27 protein-coding genes are annotated in these 23,411 nt (G+C 34.4%); 9 read left to right on the top strand and 18 right to left on the bottom strand.

From position 1 onward, the window contains the following. Nucleotides 1-14: 14 nt before the first annotated feature. The 3 genes from IEX29_RS10350 to IEX29_RS10360 all read left to right on the top strand — a co-directional run bounded on the left by IEX29_RS10350 (nucleotide 15) and on the right by IEX29_RS10360 (nucleotide 3,238). Entirely contained in the window at nucleotides 15-1,250 is a 1,236-nt protein-coding gene (locus IEX29_RS10350) for an MFS transporter (protein WP_188734375.1), read from the top strand. 77 nt (nucleotides 1,251-1,327) lie between these two features. Next, nucleotides 1,328-2,188: an ABC transporter permease subunit gene (locus IEX29_RS10355; protein WP_188734376.1), complete on the top strand. Its 861-nt coding sequence runs from the start codon at nucleotides 1,328-1,330 to the stop codon at nucleotides 2,186-2,188. A gap of 3 nt (nucleotides 2,189-2,191) precedes the next feature. Next, nucleotides 2,192-3,238, top strand: a complete 1,047-nt coding sequence (locus tag IEX29_RS10360; RefSeq protein WP_188734377.1) for an ABC transporter permease — start codon at nucleotides 2,192-2,194, stop codon at nucleotides 3,236-3,238. A gap of 275 nt (nucleotides 3,239-3,513) precedes the next feature. Here IEX29_RS10360 and IEX29_RS10365 read toward each other — a convergent pair whose 3' ends face one another. The 16 genes from IEX29_RS10365 to IEX29_RS10430 all read right to left on the bottom strand — a co-directional run bounded on the left by IEX29_RS10365 (nucleotide 3,514) and on the right by IEX29_RS10430 (nucleotide 16,329). Further along, complete coding sequence (locus IEX29_RS10365; protein ID WP_188734378.1) at nucleotides 3,514-4,116, bottom strand: LptM family lipoprotein; 603 nt, start codon at nucleotides 4,114-4,116, stop codon at nucleotides 3,514-3,516. A 24-nt stretch (nucleotides 4,117-4,140) separates the two neighbouring features. After that, a complete protein-coding gene (locus tag IEX29_RS10370; protein ID WP_188734379.1) occupies nucleotides 4,141-5,214 on the bottom strand; it encodes a hypothetical protein in 1,074 nt (357 codons plus the stop codon). A gap of 31 nt (nucleotides 5,215-5,245) precedes the next feature. Next, complete coding sequence (locus IEX29_RS10375; RefSeq protein WP_188734380.1) at nucleotides 5,246-6,028, bottom strand: MBL fold metallo-hydrolase; 783 nt, start codon at nucleotides 6,026-6,028, stop codon at nucleotides 5,246-5,248. 70 nt (nucleotides 6,029-6,098) lie between these two features. Continuing rightward, the gene (locus IEX29_RS10380; protein ID WP_188734445.1) at nucleotides 6,099-6,932 is read right to left on the bottom strand and encodes an alpha/beta fold hydrolase; all 834 of its coding nucleotides are present in this window, start codon (nucleotides 6,930-6,932) and stop codon (nucleotides 6,099-6,101) included. A gap of 251 nt (nucleotides 6,933-7,183) precedes the next feature. After that, nucleotides 7,184-7,531, bottom strand: a complete 348-nt coding sequence (locus IEX29_RS10385; protein WP_188734381.1) for an aminotransferase-like domain-containing protein — start codon at nucleotides 7,529-7,531, stop codon at nucleotides 7,184-7,186. A gap of 478 nt (nucleotides 7,532-8,009) precedes the next feature. Beyond that, complete coding sequence (locus IEX29_RS27225; RefSeq protein WP_188734446.1) at nucleotides 8,010-8,309, bottom strand: DNA ligase LigA-related protein; 300 nt, start codon at nucleotides 8,307-8,309, stop codon at nucleotides 8,010-8,012. 61 nt (nucleotides 8,310-8,370) lie between these two features. Continuing rightward, nucleotides 8,371-8,604, bottom strand: coding sequence for a hypothetical protein (locus IEX29_RS26660; RefSeq protein WP_204799044.1), 234 nt, complete (start codon nucleotides 8,602-8,604; stop codon nucleotides 8,371-8,373). A 38-nt stretch (nucleotides 8,605-8,642) separates the two neighbouring features. Further along, nucleotides 8,643-9,641, bottom strand: coding sequence for a S66 family peptidase (locus IEX29_RS10395; protein WP_188734382.1), 999 nt, complete (start codon nucleotides 9,639-9,641; stop codon nucleotides 8,643-8,645). 75 nt (nucleotides 9,642-9,716) lie between these two features. Beyond that, nucleotides 9,717-10,433: an SDR family oxidoreductase gene (locus IEX29_RS10400; RefSeq protein ID WP_188734383.1), complete on the bottom strand. Its 717-nt coding sequence runs from the start codon at nucleotides 10,431-10,433 to the stop codon at nucleotides 9,717-9,719. 157 nt (nucleotides 10,434-10,590) lie between these two features. Continuing rightward, nucleotides 10,591-10,998: a hypothetical protein gene (locus tag IEX29_RS26665; protein ID WP_229720167.1), complete on the bottom strand. Its 408-nt coding sequence runs from the start codon at nucleotides 10,996-10,998 to the stop codon at nucleotides 10,591-10,593. Continuing rightward, a complete protein-coding gene (locus tag IEX29_RS26670; RefSeq protein ID WP_229720168.1) occupies nucleotides 10,958-11,245 on the bottom strand; it encodes a Gfo/Idh/MocA family protein in 288 nt (95 codons plus the stop codon). Before IEX29_RS26670 ends, IEX29_RS26665 begins: the two co-directional genes overlap by 41 nt. A 230-nt stretch (nucleotides 11,246-11,475) precedes the next feature. Then, nucleotides 11,476-12,951, bottom strand: a complete 1,476-nt coding sequence (locus tag IEX29_RS10410) for an amidase family protein (protein WP_188734384.1) — start codon at nucleotides 12,949-12,951, stop codon at nucleotides 11,476-11,478. A gap of 360 nt (nucleotides 12,952-13,311) precedes the next feature. After that, entirely contained in the window at nucleotides 13,312-13,851 is a 540-nt protein-coding gene (locus IEX29_RS10415) for a bifunctional transcriptional activator/DNA repair enzyme AdaA (protein WP_188734447.1), read from the bottom strand. Between the two features lie 38 nt (nucleotides 13,852-13,889). Next, entirely contained in the window at nucleotides 13,890-15,155 is a 1,266-nt protein-coding gene (locus tag IEX29_RS10420; RefSeq protein WP_188734385.1) for an APC family permease, read from the bottom strand. 125 nt (nucleotides 15,156-15,280) lie between these two features. Next, nucleotides 15,281-15,631 (bottom strand): NUDIX domain-containing protein, encoded by a 351-nt coding sequence (locus IEX29_RS10425; protein ID WP_188734448.1) that lies wholly within the window; start codon nucleotides 15,629-15,631, stop codon nucleotides 15,281-15,283. A gap of 302 nt (nucleotides 15,632-15,933) precedes the next feature. Continuing rightward, nucleotides 15,934-16,329, bottom strand: a complete 396-nt coding sequence (locus IEX29_RS10430; protein WP_188734386.1) for a GyrI-like domain-containing protein — start codon at nucleotides 16,327-16,329, stop codon at nucleotides 15,934-15,936. A 420-nt stretch (nucleotides 16,330-16,749) separates the two neighbouring features. Between IEX29_RS10430 and IEX29_RS10435 the strand changes: the two genes are divergently transcribed. Together IEX29_RS10435 and IEX29_RS10440 are read left to right on the top strand one after the other, a co-directional pair. Beyond that, on the top strand, nucleotides 16,750-17,649 hold the full coding sequence (locus tag IEX29_RS10435; RefSeq protein WP_188734387.1) for a helix-turn-helix transcriptional regulator: 900 nt from the start codon (nucleotides 16,750-16,752) through the stop codon (nucleotides 17,647-17,649). Nucleotides 17,650-17,720: 71 nt separating this feature from the next. Continuing rightward, a complete protein-coding gene (locus tag IEX29_RS10440) occupies nucleotides 17,721-18,287 on the top strand; it encodes a DUF6434 domain-containing protein (protein ID WP_188734388.1) in 567 nt (188 codons plus the stop codon). A 208-nt stretch (nucleotides 18,288-18,495) separates the two neighbouring features. On the opposite strand, the gene IEX29_RS10445 is transcribed toward IEX29_RS10440, so the two are convergent. Beyond that, a complete protein-coding gene (locus tag IEX29_RS10445; protein WP_188734389.1) occupies nucleotides 18,496-19,947 on the bottom strand; it encodes a sensor histidine kinase in 1,452 nt (483 codons plus the stop codon). Next, nucleotides 19,944-20,669 carry a response regulator transcription factor gene (locus IEX29_RS10450; protein WP_188734390.1) on the bottom strand — a complete coding sequence of 242 codons (726 nt, stop codon included), beginning with the start codon at nucleotides 20,667-20,669 and terminating at the stop codon, nucleotides 19,944-19,946. The genes IEX29_RS10445 and IEX29_RS10450 overlap by 4 nt, the downstream gene beginning before the upstream one ends. A 249-nt stretch (nucleotides 20,670-20,918) precedes the next feature. Here IEX29_RS10450 and IEX29_RS10455 point away from each other — a divergent pair, with 249 nt between their 5' ends. From IEX29_RS10455 to IEX29_RS10465, 4 genes are read left to right on the top strand one after another with little or no spacing between them, the layout of a single operon-like run. Beyond that, nucleotides 20,919-21,788 carry an ABC transporter ATP-binding protein gene (locus tag IEX29_RS10455; protein ID WP_188734391.1) on the top strand — a complete coding sequence of 290 codons (870 nt, stop codon included), beginning with the start codon at nucleotides 20,919-20,921 and terminating at the stop codon, nucleotides 21,786-21,788. After that, nucleotides 21,785-22,543, top strand: coding sequence for an ABC transporter permease (locus IEX29_RS10460; RefSeq protein ID WP_188734392.1), 759 nt, complete (start codon nucleotides 21,785-21,787; stop codon nucleotides 22,541-22,543). Before IEX29_RS10455 ends, IEX29_RS10460 begins: the two co-directional genes overlap by 4 nt. A gap of 9 nt (nucleotides 22,544-22,552) precedes the next feature. Beyond that, on the top strand, nucleotides 22,553-22,702 hold the full coding sequence (locus IEX29_RS26675) for a hypothetical protein (protein ID WP_229720169.1): 150 nt from the start codon (nucleotides 22,553-22,555) through the stop codon (nucleotides 22,700-22,702). Next, the gene (locus IEX29_RS10465; RefSeq protein WP_229720170.1) at nucleotides 22,686-23,291 is read left to right on the top strand and encodes an ABC transporter permease; all 606 of its coding nucleotides are present in this window, start codon (nucleotides 22,686-22,688) and stop codon (nucleotides 23,289-23,291) included. Before IEX29_RS26675 ends, IEX29_RS10465 begins: the two co-directional genes overlap by 17 nt. Nucleotides 23,292-23,411 lie beyond the last annotated feature (120 nt).

Here is a 23,411-nt window from a genome sequence, read left to right on the forward strand (position 1 = left end):
GGAGAAGACGAATAATGAATTTATCAGCATTTAAACAGTTCCATTTAAATATTAAAATCCGTATGATTGTTTCATTTATTTCAGATATCGCAGAGATGAGTATCTTCCCCTTTATGGCCATTTACTTTTCCAGTAATCTAGGAGCAGCCTGGGCAGGGGCAATTTTAACATTGACAACCGTTGTATCTATTATTTTTGGTATGTATGGAGGTTTTTTTGCCGATCGGTTTGGAAGAAAAAAAGTTATAGTAGCGGGAAGTATCCTGCAAACAGCCTCATTTATCATGATTGCGCTCGCTAATTCACCATGGTTTGAATCCGTCTGGCTGACATTTGTTATGTTTTTTCTATTAAGTATTACCAGCAGATTTATCGACCCTGCTTCTGAGGCTCTTTTGATAGATGCCAGTTCAGAAGATGAACAGCCATTGATGTATCGATTTATTTACTGGTCTGCAAACCTGGCATTCTCTATTGGTATTCTTGTTGGAGCCTTATTCTTTCAAGAGCATAAATTTGAGTTATTTTTAGGATTTGCCATTCTCTCCATCTTTACATTTCTGTTGACACTGGGATGGATCCGTGATGATTATGTACCAAAAAATGAAGAGAAAAAGAAAAATGGTGTATTTTCAGGATTGCTTTCCAGCTATATAAAAGTATTAAGAGACACTCGTTTTATGTTTCTTTGTATCTCGACTTTACTTGTCCTGTCATTAGAATCTCAGCTCTATGGCTTTATCGCTGTTCGTCTAAGTGAGGATATTCATACATCGGTGTTCGGTATCATCATTGATGGTCCCAGGATGTTAAGTATTCTCATTATCACGAACACCATTATTGTGATTTTTGCCTCTAGTATTCTTGGGAAAATGGCGCATAAATTCAATATAAAAACGGTACTGTTTGCGGGCTTGTTTTTGTATGTTGCAGGTTACAGCTTTTTAGCATGGAGTAAGCTGATCATTGTTTTGACTATCGCAATTGCCATTGCAACTATCGGGGAGGTTCTCTTTCAGCCTGTCCGGTCAACCTATGTCGCACAGCTGGCAAACAAAGATGCAAGAGGTTCTTATATTGCTGTGAGCGGATTATCCATGGATGCAGGACAAATATTAGGCAGCTTCGGTCTGATGGTTAGTGCTTTCCTATCCAATGCAATGATGGCAGGACTATTCTTATTTATAGGCGGACTCGGAATACTGGGTTTCTTTTGGTCCATTCAGAATAGTAGATTAAAAACAAAATAAGAGTTAATATTATGAGTTATTTGTAAATTTATTGAAACTATGATAAATTTTAATAGAGTATGGAAGGAGTGCGGTCAATGGGGCTTTACTATCGAATTTTTTTAAAATTTATTCTGACGGCTATTGGTATTGTTCTCATCTCAGCGCTCCCTGCTTTGTTTGATGGCATGAAATTAGATATTTCTTCTTATATCTCCACATTAATGACGATTGCTTCGGGCTTGATGCAGCCATTTGCAGTTACATATGAACATTTACAGACAGATTATTTCTTGTTTCCAGATATTTGGCCGTTGTGGGGATACTCGATGACACTGCTTTTTGTTTCCTTTATTATCGCATTTCTTTTCGCCTTGATTTTAACTTTTATCTCGATGATTGTTGCAGGTAAGCTCCGTAAAATTATTCGGGGGATCCTCTTTATCGGGGAATCAGTTCCAGATATACTTGTCATTGGCCTTGCGATTATGACTGCAATTTTAGTAAATAAACACACAAATTTACCGTTTTTTAGTATTGCATCTTTTGGTGATAAACAGGTATTTATCCTGCCAATTATTGTTCTGACCATTCTACCGACCGTGTTTTTCTACCGTTCAATGATGTATGATTTTGAAGAAGAAATATCCCGGCAATATATCGATGTTGCCAAATCCAAAAGGCTATCCATGTATTCTGTTTTATTTATTCATGTGTTCCGCAATGCAATCATCCATATTTTTCTGCATTCTAAATCTATTATCTGGTTTATGCTATCCAATCTGCTTATGATAGAATACGCATTTAATATTGATGGATTAATGCGGTTTATGTTTATGCACCGATCCTTACCAGTACTAGCAATTGGATTGTTGATGATGTTTATTCCTATTTATATGATGCAGGCAATCGGACAGATAGTGATTGAAAAAATAACGGGTAAACAAGTGGAGGTTTAATGTATGATTATAGGAGCTAATTTTAAAAGGCTTTTCAAGCATCCGCTTTTTTTATCCGGTTTTCTGTTTATATTTTTATTACTGGCAGCCAGTTTTAGTCATGCCATATTTTTTCATGGAGTGATACCAGTTACTAATTCCTTAAAAGACAGTGAAGGATTGATAACATCCTTTGGTCCATTTGGCCCTCTGGAAGTACCTCCACTTGGTACAGATGAAGTAGGAAGGCATATTTTTGTTATATTAATACAAGGCGCCAAATATACAATCGGCATTTCTATCCTTGTAGCTGGATTACGGATAATTATTTCAGGTATGATTGGTTTTCTGTTTGAAAATTACTTTTCAAAGCTGAATCAGTACGTCAGCGGCTTAGTAAATGGTTTTTATTTTATCCCGGCGGCGCTTATTTGTTATTTTCTTTTGGTTGATGTTATTTTCACTTCGCACGGTGAAGTAGATGGGTATACTATATTACAAAAAATGATTTTCCAACTTTTTGTATTAACTATCGTGGCCATACCAACTAACTCCTTATTGATCGGAAATCAGATCCATCAAATTTATACATTGGAATTCATTCAATCAGCAAAAACACTTGGAGGGGGCCGGCTGCATATTCTTAAGAAACATATCATTCCATATATATTTCCCCAGTTACTTATTCAGTTCACCCAGGAAACAATCAAGGTATTGGTATTATTAATACATCTTGGATTTTTTCATTTATTATTTGGCGGGACAACGGAGCAAGAGCTTGATGAATCGCAAAATGCATATATTTCTATATCCAGTGAATGGTCTGGCATGATTGGGAATGCATTTACGCACTTAACCGGCTGGTCTTGGATGTTTTTTAGTGTGACCATTTTCTTCACCCTTGTCATTCTTGCTTTCAATTTAATGACAAAGGGAATGGAAGATGTTTTTCTTGTGGATAGATATAAGAGTGGAAAAGACAGGAAGAAACGGCAAAAGAAGATAACATTTGTAGGAAAACGGGAAGATTCTTCATTTGAGTTCATACAGGATTCGGAGAAGCAGGCGTGAGAGAGCTTTGAAAGTATTATGCAGAAAAAGGATGGTTTGTCAGAAAACAGCCAAGTTCTTTTTCAGTTGAAATAATAGAATATAATCAAAGCTGCACCTCAAACATACTTCTCCCATACCAGATTGCCAAACACTGTCACGTACTCCTGCTCAAAATATTGCTATAACCCAGTTAACCGGATTTTCCATAAGTATCTGTTCTTGTTGCTAAATCTGCATAAATAATCTGTCACAAAATATATGGAGTAACATCCGGTTCATTTTTTTAATAGCGTTTACTTGATAAATTCAGCTTTAAGTAAATAAGTAAACTCATATTCTTCAAGCTCATTCATATGGCCCGCAGCATCTTCATAAAAATCTGTTGTAAGTGACTGTATACCATTTTCATCCTGGGAATAGCTAATACTTGCTAATACTACTTCGCCGTTATCTACAGCTATCTTTTCTGGAATACTCCCCGATACAATCGACACATTCTCTAAATCTGTTACATTGGAATCCGAACCATGTATAGAAGATACGCCACCATCTACAGCAATTCCAACATTAAAGCTATTATTGTTTTCACTATCATTTTCTGAAAGTGTAAAAATAATAGAACCCTTTTGCTCAGCCTGTGTTGTCATATACCCTAATTTGTCATCAATCAAATTACCTGCTTCATATTTTTCAATCCATACAGCAGCTTCTTTATATTCATCATCTATGTTGAAATCAAAAACAAATGATTGCTCTGATGTAATTGAAAGTATAGCGTCTTCCCTTTCTGTTAATTCACTGATAGAAATAGTGTTTGCATCGGCCTCATTTTGACCACAGGCAGCTAATGTTAGTATCGTTAATCCTGTTATTAATACCATTAATACTCTTTTCATTTTTTCTCCTCTTTCCCAACTAATCTATTCTAAGTCTAGACATAAACTTTCTAACTGTTTTAAACATAATATCAGTCTGTTCTTTATCATTTCTTTATTCCCCATTTGCTGTAATGTCTGATAGCTTACATTTTCTTCATTTAAGACTTCAAGATGCTCGTAGGCCTCTAATAAAACCCATAAAGTATATTCGTTCATTATCTGCTCTATCTGATTTACATCATGATTGGTATAACCTTTTATGAAGCCATCAGCAATTTCACTTAATTTAGCCGCATGTTGACTATAGGAATTATGACGATATCTCGGAGCATTAGAATAAGCTGGAAGCAGAAATTTATAGCAAAAGACAAAGTAACCGGCATATTTAACATCAAAATCTAATCTTGGCAAAGGGTCAATGATAGCAGTGTAATCTGTATTCATTATTATATTTTCCGGTGTTATATCCTGATTTACCAATGCTATTTTTTGCGGATTATTACGTCGTTTTTCAATGATACTGTCAATCTTCGCTGTAATCCGTTCTACATCAAATTTTAAATGCGATGAAATCAATTTATCTAATATACTTATGTAAAAGTTGTTATCATCTTGCCAAATTCGTTCAAATTCTTCCTGTATACTTCCTTCAAGTTTTTCCCCATTCCATTTCAATTTACCAAATCCCTTTATATCAGGCGTCTGGTTATGCATTTCCTGAAAGAAATATCCCGCCTTTTCTCCTGTAAAAAATGCTTCTGTTTGATTTAAACTTTGAATTGTCCCCTTCCCCATAAAGCTTTCGATTGTAAATACCAATGATGGATCCAGATAGTAATCAAAATATGATGGGCACAGGTTATCATTACAAGCATTAGCATAATGATAATATATTTTTGTGGATTCATATTCCGTAATCAATTCACTCTCTTGATATTCTTGCAAATGCCCATAAGCAGTTTTCTTCTTAACTCTTAATGCTAGATCCTCTTCCCCTTGTCTTTCTATCCTGTATACGGTATGCCAGGAACCTTCGCCAATTTTTGAGATATGTTCTTTTTTTATATTTTCTATTTTTAATTTTTTAAGAGCATTTATAATAGTTTCGTCTATCATCACTAATTCTCCTTCTTTCATTTACTCAAAATTAAAATTGAATGCTAAATCCATTAAAATAATGAATGCCCGTACCAAATCGCATTAAATCATGCTTTCGTAAATATTCCACCGCATTTTTAACCTCATCTAATATTTCGGGAGTAAGTCCAAGGGTATTATGTGCTCCATAAATCATAGAGATGCTATTTATTTGGGTTAGCCTCTCTAAAGATTTTACTAATTCTACAGGATTAGTTGTTGGATAAAAAGCATATATGGGTGTTTCATCATATAATAAATCGCCAGTGAATAAATAGCCGGTATTTTTATCAAATATCGCAATATGTCCTGGGGAGTGGCCCGGAGTATGATAGATAATTAACGTTCTATTTCCCAAGTCCACAATATCTCCATCTTTTAATACTCCTGTCGGCTCACCTTGAAAGGGCTTATATGTATTTGGGTCGAAGCTTTCCGGTACAGGAATGCTAATATCTCTCGCAGTATTTTGTCTAATTTGCTCTAACGACAACCCGACAATTCCATGAACGAGCCAGTCTCTTTCAGCCTCATGAACAAACAACCTGTTATATTCCCCATGACTTCCAATATGATCGGAATGAACATGCGTAGTGATAACATCAATCGGCAGGCTGGTAAGCTGGTCTGTAATCCGCTTCATATTATCGATACCTAGACCGGTATCGATTAATGCTGCTTTTGTATCTCCAATTAACAAAAAAGAATGTACTTTTTCCCAATGCCCAAGCTCACTGATGGCATATGTTTTTTCATCAATTTCCCGAACTGTAAACCATGGATCGTTTAACATAAATCTACCTCCTATTTTTATTTGAATGAAGAAAATTTGATTTGATAATTTATTGTATGTACACCATTCATTACAAAGTCATCTCTACAAACTCACTAAATTTCTCCTCTTCCTCAATAAAAGGGTTATGATTTGATTTTTCAAAAATAGTTAAATGTGAATGAGAAATAAGTTCTGCCATTTCAATACCAAATTCAACAGGACATTGTGCATCATATCTGCCTGCATATATGTAAGTCGGCAGCTTTATATTTTTTAATTGGCTTCGAATATCATAATTTTTCACTTCTACTTTTCTGAAATAATCAAGATTTTCTCCCACTGTACGCCCACTATTCGGACGTTTCCTTGCTTCTATTAAATTATCTTCTGAATAAAAAGACATTAAATCCCATTCATGGCCTAATTTTTGACGCTCCTCCCGCGCAGTATTTGGATTGTTTAATAACTCCATAATCTCAATTATTCTGGAGAAATGCTTATTTTTTGAACAATAGATGCAGTTTTTGTGCTCAGCGTATTCTTTACTAGCTGCCGTACAGCCTGCAATAATTTTTGTTAAAGAGTCAGGTGCTTCTATTGCATATTGTAATGCCAGCATTCCACCTGTTGAATGTCCGGCAAACGCCCATTTTTTAATATTTAGTGCTGTTCTAATAGCTTCCAAGTCTTTTATAATTTCCTCCATACTAAGTTGATTTTCATTTTCAGCACTGACAGAATGGCCAGCTCCTCGTGTATTAATTAAGTAAACCTTGTAATGCTTGGCAAAAGGATTAGCTGATAAGCTTCCACGCTTATCGAACGCCATATACAAATGTGCAGCAGCTAACGGTTCACCTTGACCAGCAGTAAAATACTCGAAAATCCCTCTTTCTGTTTCTATAAATCCTTGCTCCCACATATCATGCATTCCTCATCTCTAATCTAGTTTAAAAACAAACCCTGTATTAATCTTACAATAAAGCGCCTGGAAGGAAAACACTTTCAAAACAAAGAACTTTCAAGTTTCATCAGCAGGTAGTAAGTTTTGCGGGAATTAGATATATGTTAGCCGGGTCTTCGAAGTTATAGTGATTTACCTTTTTCTACAGCAAAAAAGCAATGACTTTATTATATTAGAGGTAAAATAAACATATTGAAATACCAGCTTCTTTAAGCATTAAACCATACACTACTTAATTTTTTAATCCCCTGCTCAATCTCGTCCTCATTTAAACCTCCAAATCCAAGCAATAAAAGTGGAAATCGTAGTTGATTAGGATTCATCCAATACTTTGATGTCGGGTATACTTTAACCCCTTCTTTTTTTGCAATCTCAATTAAATTTTCTGCTGTATCGTCTCGTTTTATTTCCAATAATATGTGTAATCCTGAATCTTCTCCAATGATATTTACATTATCCTTCATATATGTTCTGATGGCTTTATTTAAAATCTCATGTTTCTTTTGATAAATATTTCTCATTTTACGAAGATGTTTTTGCCAATGACCTTTTTGCATAAATTGATAAAGTGTCTTTTAATGAATTTTGGAAACAGTTTGTTCGTACATATTGAATTCTGTCTGATATTTCTTTAGTAAAACCTCCGGCAAAACCATGTAACTTAACCGAATGGATGGTAAAAGAGACTTGGAAAAAGTACCTAAGTAGATGACCCTGCCATAGGGATCCAAACCCTGAAGTGCTGGAATAGGTTTACCTTTATATCTAAACTCACTATCATTGTAAAAGACCAGCAATTCTATCACTATGAATTAAGTCTGGTTTAATAAGTGTTTGAATTAAAGGTTAAAGAAGAGAAAAAACAGCCAAGAGCCTTAGTGGATAAGGCCCTTGGCTGTTTGATTTTACTTACATTTTTAAATTTTATCAGCTTCTGAGCTTCTGCTATTTTTTTGCTTTATTATCTATCCCCTTAAGAAAGATAGATAAAGATAAAATATAAGCATTCATTTTGATATTAGTCTTGAAAAAATATTAAAAGCTCTTTTTGTTTTTCTCAAAGTATTCTAAAAGCCTATAACCCCTATTTTGTACATCTGGATCAGTAAAAGGCAGGTCAAAGCCGCTTGAACCATCAAAATCCTTGTAAATCTCATAATCTATTGCTTTTTTAGATTCTTCGGGAAAGTCCACTTGCAGCTGGTATAATTCCATTGCCCATTTATCATAAGTAAAATCATCTATAATCGTTCGGTTCAGTTGGTAGTAAAGAAAGGAATGTACTAAAATTTGTCTTCTTCTTCTGCTTATTAACTCTATAATTGACTGATCGATTTATCATCCCCCCTAAATGAAAATATTTTTCAATAAAAATAGCAATCGCTTATTAGAAATATTATTTAACTAATCTCCAAAAGTCTAATCCATAGTTATGATGCTTAATCAAAACTTCTAATTCATTAAAAGGTAAGTTTTCTCCTGCTTTAATTTTATAGGTTTTATTATTTATAGGAGAGCCAAAAGAAAACTCTAACTGTTTTTCATTAAGGTTAAATAGTATTGAATGAACAGTTCCGAAATTTTCTTCAAAATTGTGTAGCGTTATGCCGTTAGGGTACTCCTCCAACATAAAAAGTTTACTTAATCGCAAACTTTGTTTATATCATCTCAGTTTAAAGCCAGCCAGTCTTCCATACAAAATACCTTTTTTTGCCCCGCATCTAGTCTCACTTTTTTGCCAATAGCTAAAGGATGCATTGGATGAGTGTGACATGTATCAAATTCCGCTAAAATAGGTATTTCTATTCCATCCAATTGTTCGATTAATAAATCCAAGGGCTGCTTACCTGTTCCCAGGTCATTATATTGTTCATGTTTCCCCAAAATAATTCCTGAAATCTTATCAAAAATGCCTTGAACTTTTAACATCGCAAAGTTTTTTTCAACGATGGAAACATCTTTATTACAATCTTCCAATAATAAAATATCTCCTTGTTTAATTATCGGGAAATAAGGAGAACCAATAAATCCGTACATGGCATTCACATTACCGCCTATCAATCTTCCTTCAGCAATACCATTTTGACCAGTGACCCATTCATTTTTATATAATTTTTTCTCTGTAGTTTTTTCTTGCCAGTTTACAGGTTCGTCCGACCAAAAGGCAGGAGTCGGTATCTCATAAGGCGGCTTACTCATTTGCATAAAATATTGTTCAAAATTAAGGTATGTATCATTTACTAAAGGTTCAAATTCACCAAATGAAGGAATCAAAGCAGGTCCATAATAAGTTGAGATTCCTGTTTTTGCATAAAGTGCAAGTAAGATAGCTGTTACGTCTGAATATCCCACTACCAGCTTAGGATTTTTCTGGAATGATTCATAATCAATATACGGCAGCATGCTATTTGAGTTTGTTCCACCAATCGTTGACATGATCATCTTTATATTTGGATCTTTTAATAAATTGTTTAATTCTTCTGCGCGCTCTTTAGGTGAGCCCGAACGGTAATAATCCTTTCTTCCTGTTAAATTTCCTTCAACGAGAGTAAAACCCTTTTCTTCTAAAAAGCACTTAGCCCGTTCAAAGCGCAATTTTGCAGTAACTGTTGCAGGAGAAGATGGGGTAAATATACCAATTCTATCTCCTTTTTTTAATGGTTCCATAATAATGCCTCCCAGTATTTTAAAAGATGCTGCCGATAAATCTATTGTAAAAGTAGTAACTTTTGAATGAATCTTTTAATCTAAATCATAAGGTTGCTCATCCTCTTTCCAAACAACGACTCTTCCCGTTTTATTGTCATTTATAAATCCCATAACCTGTTCGGCAATATCATCAGGGCTTAATATTTTTTCTGGAATTTCCCTGGAATCCATATTTTCTCTTGTTTTTCTTGATGCAGGAGTGTCTACCCAGCCTGGGCATATTGTATTGATTTTAATATCATGTTGAATTAACGTATCTGATATAGAAGTTGTTAATCTGATAATAGCCGCTTTACTGGCTGCATATTTCGGAGAATCATGAGGTTGGCTCCCTACTCCGGCAAAAGAGGAAATATTAATAATATCCCCGCCGTTTTTCATTTCTTTCATGGAAGATTGTATACCCTGCATAACAGTTTTTAGGTTCAAATCAATAGTAGTACTCCATATTTCTGTTTCAACGTCTGGAAAGCAAATATCCCCCACACCGCCAGCAGTATTTACAAATACGGAAATAGTACCTAAATCCTTACTAATGGAATGAATTAACTTTGAAAGTTTCGTTAAATTGGTCACATCACATTCAAAGAAATGAGCTGGGCCAATTTGAGTATTTATTTCATCTCTTGTTTTTTGACCAGCATCTTTATCCTTATCTATCAATGATACCTTATAACCTTCTTGCGCTAATCTAACAGCAATCCCTCGCCCAATTCCAGCTGCGCCACCTGTTATAATTGCATTTTGCATAAAAAAACCTCCCTTTTTACTTTTTTAAACTTTTTATACCTTGCGAATATATGAAAGTCTTTTAAAATACTTAAGGTTGATATTAAATTCGATTACTATACTTTTTACGAGGTTATTTCTCACCACCTCTTTCTTTAAAGAACCAAACTGTAACTTTTTAATTACCTAAAACTTTATCTATAATCACTTGATTTTTGTGTCCATCCTCTATTGTCGGTAAGTCTTCATCCAATTTATCATCCGATATATATTCATACAACTTCTCTAAAAAAGGATAAAAAGCTGGATAGTAAGACCTTGCCTCTGCTGACAGCTGTTGAGAAGTTATTTCTAGATTGGACACATTTATTTTATTAAACTTTTCCTTCGATTTTCCAAAATAAAGCTCCTTATCATCCGTTAACGTTATTGTTCCTGATTCCCCAAAAATCCTTAAGCTAGCTCCAAATGCGTGATTCACCCCTGATATTAATTGAATGGAAAAAGTGGAGTTGTCTCTCATTTTACCTTGTATAAAAAAAGCATCATCTGCATCCCTTTGTTCCAATTCCATTTGCGGAAACATGTGTATGTACAAACCCACTGTAATCTTCCATTTCATCCTTCACTAACCATCTCAAACAATCAACCATGTGAGTGCCTAATGCTCCAAGCATTCCTCCAAATTTCATTCTGTCACCTAGCCAGCCTAATTTATTATTTTGCAGATATTGATATCGAGGACTAGAAATATGATATTCAAAGTGAAGAATTTTTCCAATATAATTATTAACGATATATTGTTGAGGTGAATACTCTAACATGTTCGGCATTAGTCATATAATAGAATTATCAGTATACATTATAATGAAAGTGATATAGCCTATAAAGTAAACATATACTTAATAAAATCATTTCCCGATTGATATCTTATTTGTCTAATAAAGCAAAAAAATCACTACTTGTCTTTTTTGAACAAGCAATGATTTTTTACATGCTTTCCTTCTTGTTTAAAAATCACCATCAGTTCGCGGAACATAGCTAATATTATAAAAATGAAAATTCAATTTTTATAAAACTGGGGAGCTTTCCGAAGATTACTCGCCTGTTCAAATGCAAAAGCAAGTTTTATTAAGTTTTCTTCACTAAAAGCAGTGCCAGCAAAAGTTATACCAAAAGGTCTTCCACTTTCCATATAACCAGCTGGTACCGCGATGGACGGATATCCAGCTTTTGCACTTATTGTAGACCCAATATATGACGGGAATAGAATAGCATCAAGTTCATACTTTTTCAGGGCATAATCAATGCCTTGTTCTTGAGAAAAATATAAATCCTCTACTTTTGCGTTTAAATATTCTGGATTTCTTAGTGTATTAGGAAAATTTTCTCTACGTTCCAGCTTATCCTGCCCATATTTTAGCGCCCTTTTTCCTATACCTTCATTAAATTGAATTAATTCAGTTATAGAATGCACCGGCATATGAGAAGGCAATTTAGTAAGATAATTATCTAGACTATGTCTTAATTCATATAAAGATACGCCCCATTTCCAATCTCTATGAAAAGAAGGTATTTCGATATCTTCAATAACAGTTGCTCTTTGTTCAATTAAAATCTGAATTGATTTCTTAAATAATTGCTCATCATACTCGCCTGAATCACTATATTCATTAGAAAAGTTATGAAAGATTCCGATTTTAGCACCAATTAATCCTTTTGGGTCTAAATTGGTTGTATAATCATGTTGTAACTTGCCCTCACTTTTATATGTGGCAATGTCATTCTTATCTATACCAGTTAATGCCCCTAACAAAATAGCCGCATCTTTAACATTTCTTGCAAATGGTCCTGCCGTATCCTGAGAATATGTAAAAGGAATTATACCGCTACGACTTATCAAACCTACAGTAGGTTTAATACCAACTACCGAATTTTGAATAGCAGGACTAAGAATAGATGCATCCGTTTCAGTTCCTACAGATAAAACAGAAAAATTTGCCGCAACTGCCACTGCTGATCCTGAACTAGAACCACCAACAAAAAGTTGAGGATCACCATAAGGATTTAATGTTTGTCCTCCTCTAGAACTGTATCCTGCCCACATTTCACTAGCCATTCCATTTGCTAATTCTGTCATATTTGTTTTACCTAATATAACCGCACCTGCTTCTCTGAGTTTTTTCACTAGAAATGCATCTTTACTAGCTAAATGGTTCTCTAGGGCAATTGTTCCCGCACTTGTATGCATGGAATCATTTGTATCTATATTATCTTTTAGTACAATCGGTATACCGTGTAAAAGCCCCCTTACTCCCTTTATTTTTCTTTCATTATCTAGTGCTTCTGCTATAAATATCGCTTCAGGATTTATTTCAAGCATGGAATTAATGTTAGGTCCAGCCTGATCATATTTTGCAATTCTATCTAAATAATACATTACTAATTCTTTTGAAGTAATTTCATTGCGATCCATAGCTACTTGAATCTCACTTATAGATAGTTCCTCTGTAAAAAAGCGTTTAAAACTTATCTCCATCTATTAAATCAACTCCTTTATATTTATTGTAGTACTTTTCTTTATTCAATAATTATCTTAAGAAATCCTAATCAATACCTGAATAGATTTTTTATCAAATCTTAATTATAAAGACTACCATCCAGATATCTCAAGTAATCTAATGAACTTTTGTGTATCCTCACTGCCTCCATCCATTACCTGATTTGTTACCTGCATATTCTCTCATTTCCTGTACCTATAGATAACACAGTGGTATGGACTAACTTAACAGCTGTGACAGCATAGTTAATGATTCGTTTATTTAGAAGTATACCATGAACCATTTACCTCTATCAGAAAAAAATGACTACTTAAACATTTAGATTTCTTCAAATTCCACTATAGATCATAGTTGAAAATCTTTCTATATTGTTGAGGGGAATACTCTAACTGTTTTTGAAAAGCATGATAAAAACTGGAATAACTTTGAAAACCGACTTCAAAACAAATGTCCATAGTGGATAGATCCGTGTTTTTTAAAAGATGAACGGCCTTACTCACCCGGATCTTCTCTAAATAGGAACGTGGTGTTCTGGAGGTATGCTTTTTAAAAATCCGGCCCAAGTAATATGGGCTTATACCGATTTTTTGTGCTATTTGTTTCATAGTGAGATTTTCTGTGTAATGTCTCTGAATATATAATTTTGTGTCATTAATAATATCCATTATTGGATCAAAATGGATCATGTCCGGCTGACATCTTTTACAGGGACGAAAACCAGCTCCTTTTGCCTCTTCAGCGGTTTGAAAAAAAGTGATATTTTCTTTATTAGGATTTCTTGATTTACAAGATGGACGGCAAAAAATCCCTGTTGTTTTGACTGCATAATAAAATAAACCATCATAGGATTCATCACAGCTATTAGCGATTTTGACCATTTCATTGAAAGAAAAGTTTGTATAAACCACCGTTCCGTTCACCTCCTGTCTGTTCTTTCATACCGTTTTTTCTTACAAAACACATATACTATATAGATAGAAACAACAATTAACGGCACCATAATATATGATCGGAAAAAAGGAAGAACAAGTGTACATAAAACGAAGGCAGTAAATGAGCACCACCAAGGTAATGTTCCTTTTTCAAACAGTTTAACACCTGCAGCCATCGAAAGAATATAAACGATTATCCCTAAGGATGTAGGAATAAATAAAATATCATTAAACGAAAGAGAAAGTGCACTTGTTATGAAAACTCCTGCTCCAGCAAATATAACGACAAACAAAACCACGCGTCTGGATATACCGATTTTTGGATGTACCTTAGAAAAATAATCTAGAAATGCACCATCTCTACTTAATGAATAACCTAACTGAGTGAGACTTGCAACAAATGCGTTCGCTGTTCCTGTACAAATGATAAAAGCAAGAATCCCGGTAAGCAATTGAGCATTTACTCCAAGTGTATCGTTCATAATCATGGCAATTGGAGATAAATCTCTCTCTTCATTACCGTACGTCCCTGTTCCTATCGTTATAAAACTAAGCGCAAAGAAAAGTACACCTATAATGATAACACTAATAATAGTACTTCTTACGATATGCTGTTTAGGCTGTTTAAAATTATTAGCCAGGTTACAGATTGCTTCCCAACCAAAAAACGCCCAAAAAATAATGGTTATAGCAGATCCAATGGAACCACTTCCGCTTGGGAAGAACGGAACGAAATGACTCCAGCTTATACTAGGGATAGACAATATGATTGCCGTTACTAACAATAGAAATAAACATCCACTTAACAATAATGCTAATTTACCACTTACTTGAATACCGAAATAATTAGTGATTCCCGCAGTAGCCAATATCAATAAGGCACAAAATGATATTTGAATCTGAGAAAAATCAAGAGCATTCCCTAAATAATAAGCTCCTGTTAAAGCAACAATGGTCTGTCCAACTGCTGCTGTGACAAAATAAAACCACCCTACCATATTCCCTAAATGTTTCCCGAATGAATATCGTACAAAAGTAGCTGCTCCTCCTGCGTCTGGGTACTCTCTTGCTAAGCAAGCAAAGGAATACGCAAGTGGAAAACTAATAATAATCACAATCAACCAGGCGATTATCGAGGCCGGGCCGGCTATGGAGGCCGTAACACCTGATAAAAAAAGGACCCCTGACCCTAAAACCGTTGCAATATATAAAGCAATACCTTGAAATAATCCAATTGATTTAGTTGTCATATAGTCACCTCTTTTCTACATGCATTATACAAATAAAGAATTGAATTACACATTCGGATTTTTGCTTTTTAATTTTTTTGCTTAAAAACAGAATATAAACAATTATAAGACCGATAATAACAGGGTTACTTTAATATATTGTCCAATAAAAAGGTTCTATCTTCTGGAAAGGTTAAACGAAGTTCCTGTAATTCATCTATGTTTTTCCAAGCAATCTCATAAATCAAATGATCTGGATCCTGGATTTCTCTTTTTCCACCAACGATTTTCACCAAGAAATAGTGAACCTCAAAAGAAATATTTATTTTTTCATAAACACCATTTTTTACTTTTAATTCATCAACTATTTCTGCAATATATCCTGTTTCCTCTTTGATCTCCCTAATACAACATTCTTCAAAAGTTTCATTTCTTTCTTGGCCACCTGATGGTACAGACCAAGTTTTGTCCTCTTCGGGTTTTCCCTGCAGTACCATCAGCAATTCGCCGGTTTCATTTATACATACACCTGCCGAACCAAACCATTTTGAACACAAAATACTCCCTCCTTTTTGTAGAATAAAAAACGAAATACAATGCTCATCTCAATATAAAAAATTGAAAAAAATCATACCTTAGTATTATCGTATCAAATTATTATGGGTTATCAATATTTACTCTAATTACAATCAAACCTGGACATATTCAATTTCCTATATTTTCTGTTTGAATACGGTTATACTAGTAATTTTCATGATTATTAAAAATTATCTTGCTTATTCACAATCGTGCACCATTTTTAAATAATAGCTATATAAATATCAATTTCCCCATCTGGATAATACTTTTCAAAATCAAAAGTATATGCCCTTTTTAAATGTCCTTCTTCTTCCTTCTTCCATATTTCATTCCATGTGTTAAAAATACCTTGTTCATCGTTAGTATTGACTTTAAAAATTTCATATTTTATTTCTTTAGGAATAACTATAGTAGATTCATTTGGATCTTCAATAGCGACACATAACGTATAATACCCTGTATAATCAGATTCATATTCATGATATAAACCGTATACATTTTCATTCTTATTAGATAATACAGATGACGCCTCTTTCCACATATCCATAATCTTTCGCATTAAATGCTCATCATTAAAATTACTTGTCCTAATTTTTTCAATAACTCTTAGTTCCATATAAATACCAACCTTCTTCTTTTTTATTATAAATATTTGATGATATTTTGTTTCGATAAGAAATGTCAGTTACTGTTGCTATTACAAAAGGTAAATATGACTTAAAGGTATTTTACATCGCTATCTTTTAAAAATCATAAACAGATAAATAAACCTGTTCAGACTATGGTAAAGAGAACTGACTAATTTTTTGGATTTAAATCATACCGCCCATATCATAACAAAAGAAACAGGAAAACTTTTCAATCATTTTTTACCTAATATAAATCATCATGCAGTTATCTTACCAAACTAATACTGACAACCTATGTCATATTTTATAAATCTATTTTACTTTCTTATAATCAAGACAGAATGGTATAGAACTTGTATCACTAATTATATGTGATATAATTCCATCTAAATATAGGAGGGTTCATTTTGAAAGAAAGCCGCTTGTTTAAAATTATGTATTACCTTTTGAATAAAGAAAGAGCTACTGCCTCGGAATTAGCTGAAAAATTCGAGGTTTCCCTCAGAACAATATACAGAGATATTGATGTCTTAAGCAGTGCCGGAATCCCTATATATACATCTGCAGGAAGAAATGGCGGTGTATATCTGGTAGACAATTTTGTCTTGGACAAGGCTTTGTTATCGGCCGAAGAGCAGCAAAATATATTAGTAGCATTACAGCATTTAGAAGTAACTCAAAATGGCTCAAATAATGAAACGATATTGAAATTAAAAGCGCTATTCCAAACTCACGTACATCAGTGGATTGATATAGATTTTTCGCAATGGGGAGAATACAATAATGCCCATGATAAATTTGAGATAATTAAAACCGCTATCTTGAGTCGAGTACAAATTCCTTTTGAATATGCAAATTCTAAAGGAAAAGTGAGTCAGAGACTAGTAAACCCGGCAAAATTACTATATAAATCAAATGCTTGGTATTTACAGGCTTTTTGCATAGAAAAAAATGATTTTAGAGTATTCAAGCTAAGCAGAATCTATGAGATTTCCATTACGGATAAATCATTTGAACCATTAGATATTCCATCTTTAGATAAGAAAAGCTGTACAGAATACATTCACCTTGATTTACTTTTCTCGGAAGAAATAGCATATAGAGTCTATGATGAATTTAATTTAAATAATATAACACGACAAAATGATGGCAGTCTTAGCGTTTCTATTGATATGCCAAATGAAGAATGGTTAATCAGATACTTATTATCCTTTGGCAAATCTATCAAAATTTTATCTCCTGCAAGTATTCGTACCCGCTTTTTAGAGGAAGTTAGAGCTATGTATGAAAACAATATAAATTTATAAAGCATGACACACGTTGTCAGGATTAGTTTGATACGATGCTTATAATAAGATTTATATTGAGGTGAAAAAGCATGAAAAAACAGGTAATAGATAAAAATTTAGATGAACATACCTTCCGTGATTTTTATTATTTAAAAGAGGAGCTTATAACCTTTTGTAAACAGGAAGGCTTGCAGGCAACAGGATCAAAAGAGGAATTAACCAATCGGATCGCCCATTACCTTAAAACTGGTGAAAAGCTCAGAACCAAGAGATCACCAAAACATCGTAAAAGTATGGATAAAATCTATCTGGAAAGTAAAATTGAAGATAATTTTGTATGCACAGAAGCTCATAGGGCTTTCTACAAAGAAAACATAGGTAGATCATTCTCTTTCAATGTGGTATTTCAACAATGGCTAAAGCAGAATACAGGAAAGACTTATCAGGATTCTATTACTGCGTATTATCAAATTTTAGAAGATAAAAAGAAGAACAAGACGAAAATAGATAAGCAATTTGAATATAATACGTATATTCGAGATTTCTTTGATGATAATAAAGACAAATCCTTAAAAGACGCTATTGCATGCTGGAAGTACAAAAAATCGAATCCTGGCCATAATAAATATGAAAAAGATGATTTGAGGTTTTTATAATTTATCTAAGAGCTTAGGAATGTGGTAATTCTTATATATCTTGAAGGAATTACGCTTTACATAATTTAAAATATCGTTTCAAAAATTGTGCAAAGTTTTGCGCTAATGCAGACAAGATAGTTTAATCAAATACAGTTACAATATGTAAAAACAAAGAACCAATAATTTGAGGTTTAAATATCTCATTTTATTGGCTCTCTCTATAATTTTATGTTTCTTCATCTCTTCGTTTTTCAGCATACCTATAAATTGGGAAAGTAATCTTAAACTGCGTTCCTAGATGAAGCTTACTGTTTAACGCAATTTCTCCGCCGTGAGCAATGATGATTTGTCTTGCTATTGTCATTCCCAATCCTGTTCCAGAATTATTAGAAATTGCGCTTGTCCCCCGGTAATACCGATCGAATAGGTGTTCAATCGTTTCTTGATCCATACCGGCTCCATCATCTTCAATCAGAACACATATTTGTCTGGGATGAGATAATGCTTCATGAAGTATAATTTTAATTGTAGTATCAGGAGGATTATGTTTAATACTATTTGCGATTAAGTTTTCAAGTGCCCGCTGTACGTATTTCACATCCATATCCAAAAATATCTGTTCTTTATTTGTTTCAAATGAAAATACCTTATTTTTTGCTTCAGGCATTTTTTCCAATTGCTCCAACACATTTTTTATCACATTTACGAGATCTTTTTGTTCGAGCTGTATTGGAATAGTATCATTTTTCAATTGAAAGGTTAAATTAAAGTCTTCTATTAATTGCTCCATATATTCCACACGTTCCTCCATTATTTTGGAAAAGTGGCGAACTTCAGTCTGTTCCCAAACATGTTCATCTGAGGAAAGAAGCACAGTGTACCCCTTAATAACAGATAAAGGTGTCCTTAGGTCATGAGAGACCCCGGTCATCCATTCTTCTCTTGTCTTGTCTAACAGCTCTCTTTCTTCTGTATTTCTCTTAAGAGTTGATGTCAGCCTGGAAAGCGCTTGATTCAATTCTTTATACGTATTATATTTTGCTTTATTTCTCCAGCGCTGCTTGATATTATATTTCCGATGATAAAAAGGTTCTTCGTATTTCCCTTTAGACAGACTTTCAATCCAGGATACGATATAGAGCAATGGAGCACCTAATTGTCTCCCGAAAAATATGGCGATGACTAATCCGGCCATAATGATGAAAAGAATCCATAGGTTATTCACCCAATATTGAAAAGGATTATTGCTTGTTAGCGGCTTTCCAAGCACCCATGTTAGATTCTGATTATCGACCGTGTTAGACCATGTAGATAATTGAAAATCATTTTTTGCAGGATATAAGTAATCAGACACTAATTCCCCTGGAGTATAGTGGTTTGGTACACTTTCAGGAGTGTTAAAAGAAAAGACTTCGCTCCCCTGTTCATCTAATATTTGCACCCACATATTGTTTTTCACCAAATCTTCTTTTGTTTCGGGGTCTACTGAAGGTATTTGATTAATTAAAACCGTATGCTCTGCGATTTCATTTATGGATAGCTGTGAAGTTTCTTTTTGATTATTTTCAAGAAAAAAGCTGATGAGAACAATACTGATTATAATAAGCAAGCTCCAGATAAGCATTAAGCTGAACAGGCGTGATACAAAATAGTAGGCAACCCGGTTTTTTAATTTCACAACGAGTCCCCGTTTGTGCTGGTTTCAAATAGATAGCCTAATCCCCGGATGGTTTTTATCCATTTAGGCCTGCCTGGATCTTCTTCTATTTTTTCGCGTAAACGCCGTACATGTACCATCACCGTACTATCCCCGACATAAAATTCTCCCCAAACATCTTTATAAATCTGGTGCTTGCTTAAAATTAAATTAGGATGTTCACAAAAATAGAGTAACAGCTTCATTTCCTGGGTTGGACACTCTACCCGTACACCATTCACTATCAGTCTTCCTGTATTGGGATCTATATTAAAAGCACCATAATCATAAACTTGTTTCCGTCTTTGCCGGGACGGAATTTGCAGGGAACGCCTTAACTGGGCTTTGACACGGGCTACCACTTCTAATGGATTAAAAGGCTTTGTAATATAGTCATCACCGCCAAAGCTGAATCCCTGCAGCTTATCTAAATCTGTAGTTTTTGCTGTAAGAAACAGGACAGGAACATCTGTCTCCGAACGAATTTTGCCACAGAGTGTAAAACCGTCTATATCAGGTAACATCACATCTAACAATATAATGTGAGGATTATTTTGTGTTGTCATTAAAATGGCTTCTGCTCCCGTAGTGGCTATAAAGACATTTTGAAAGCCTTCTTTTTCAAATATAGTAATTAATAAATCTAAAATATGCTGATCGTCATCAACGATAAGAATGTTATGATCTTCGAGTTTTAGGGCCACATTTCATCCCCCTTCCTATTTTCATTAGTACTATTCTACATTAAAAATAAGTAAAAATATCCTTTTGAGTAAAGAATTTATATACCGTTTAAGTTTCTGAAAAATATGATTACTATATAACCCAAGCTACTCTAAGTATGTAAGGGAAATAGAAAAATATTCGAGATTAGATTGTTAAGCAAATGTTCAGGTAAAGTTTCATTCGCGTTTAATTTATTTCATTTACGATAGAAATGAGGTGATAAACAAATGAATGATCAAATATTGATGACAAATGATCTAACAAAAAAGTACAAAAAACACACATCTGTAGATGGATTAAATTTACGGATTGAACGTGGACAAATATATGGATTTCTTGGTCCAAATGGAGCTGGTAAAACCACGACAATCCGTATGTTACTCGGGTTAATAAAACCTACAAAAGGGAACATTGAAATTTTTGGGCAGAGCCTGAAAAAGAATCGTCTGCAAATTTTACAGCAGATCGGTTCGTTGGTGGAATCCCCAACATATTATGGAAATTTAACTGGCCGGGAGAATTTAGAAGCTGTTCGCAGGTTACGAGATCTTCCAGAAAAGCGCGTGAATGAAGTGTTAGAGATGGTAAGACTAAGCAAGGTTGCAAACAGACTGACAAAAGAATATTCGCTTGGAATGAAGCAGCGCCTGGGAATTGCTGCTGCAATGCTCAGTAATCCAGATTTATTAATACTGGATGAGCCAACAAATGGTTTAGATCCATCTGGTATCCAAGAAATTAGAGAGCTAATTAAAGAATTACCTGAAGCTGGAATGAGTGTCCTTGTATCCAGCCACTTGCTTAGTGAAATAGATCAAATGGCTACACAGGTTGGCATCATTAATAACGGGAAAATGATTTTCCAAGATTCCATTGAACGCTTAAGACAAAAGCAGAAACCCCTATTAAAAGAGCAAGGCATCAAGGCTGATTTACAAAACGACTTCTTGTGGTTATCGCAAACAGAACCTGCATTTGTATCAGATATGAACGCTAGTTTGGTTCATTCAGGTGTCTCGGTCTATCGTCTGGAAGAAGTAAAAAGAACACTGGAAGACATCTTCTTAGAATTAACAGGTACAGAGGGCAGCCTATGAGAAAGATATTATGGGCAGAGCAGTTAAAATTAAAGCGCTCGTCGTTATTGATTATTGTTTTATTGGTACCATTACTTATCTTGTCATATGAGCTGGTGAATTTTACTTATCGAGCAGAGTTTGTGGAAAAGCAAGCAGAGATGTTCGGTGCTGCTTCCATGTGGATGTATTTATTGTACGACAATAGTCTGTTATTTGGACTGGGGTTCCCATTAGCCGCCACACTTACCGCGTCTGTGATAGCCAATATTGAACATCAAGCAAATGGATGGAAGCAGACCCTTTCCATGCCTGTCTCAAGAGGGAAAATTTATGTGAGTAAATTTATGTGGCTAACGGTTAGCCTATTCCTCTCTGTTACTATTTTTCTGATTGGAATGGTTTTTCTTGGGAAAGTACTTGGATTTGGAGGACCTATACCTTGGAGCTTATTGATAGGCGACTGTTACGGAATGTTGATTGCCGTATTACCAATGATGGCTTTTCAATTTTGGTTATCCATGACCATTAAAAATCAGGCCTTCTCGATTCTTATTGGAGCAATTTCTGCTATTATGGGTTTATTTTTAGCAGCTGCCCAAACAACAAGATGGTTCCCATTAGCCTATCCAAGCCAGGCATCAACGGTTGTATTGCAATATGAAGGATTAGGATTTAACCAAGATTTTTCTGCTTTTCTTGTCATCAATCTGTTATTAGTTATCGCCCTGATGTTTATCGGTTCCATACATTTTGCTAAACAGAATGTGCAGTAAGGAGGAATTATGTTGAAAAATATATTATATGTTGAACGATTAAAATTAAAACGCTCCAAGTTGTGGCTGCTTTACTTGCTGGGCCCATTATTGGGTGTGTTTCTGGCTTATATTAATTTCTTTAAAAACTATGATCTCTTTTATGCAGCCTGGAGATAATGAATGGATAGAAGCATGGACACAGGTAGCATTATTTATGGGCCCGTTTGTATTGCCTATCCTGGTTGGGGTACTCACTGCGCTCGTTTGCAGAAATGAACATGTCGGCGGTGGCTGGAAACAGCTATTAGCTTTACCGATCAAATATTCGGATATCTTTTTAGGTAAATTTTTAACCGTCGTAAAAATGGTAGTTATTTCGATGGTTATCTTATTAATTTTATTTATAGGATTTGGTTACGTAAAGGGTATAGAAGGCAGTCTTCCCCTATTTACAATATTCGGATTCGTGCTGAGAGGTATTTTTGCTTGTTTACCCTTGATTCTCCTGCAGCTGACGATATCCATCAGGGCAAAAACCTTTGGCATCCCATTAGCTGTCAGTATTGTTTTTACTCTCCCGGCTATTATCATTGCCAGCACACCTTTAGGACAGATTTATCCTTGGACGCAGCCTATGCTCGCCATGTCACCTGAGGATGAATCACCTATTCAATCTTATTGGTTGTTTTATTCATTAGTTATTGGAACCTTCGTAGTTTTATTGATTTATGGCTTACGAAATTTTGTGAAGCGGGATACAATTTAATTTGGTCTGGTGTTTCTCTAAGTAAATAAAAAATCATTTATCATGACTTTAATTTAATAATACACAATAGTTAAATACCGCATTTCATGGGGATATTGCACAATCAGATACCTGTTTGTA

The organism is Oceanobacillus neutriphilus (assembly GCF_014645515.1).
Lineage (GTDB): Bacteria > Bacillota > Bacilli > Bacillales > Amphibacillaceae > Oceanobacillus > Oceanobacillus neutriphilus.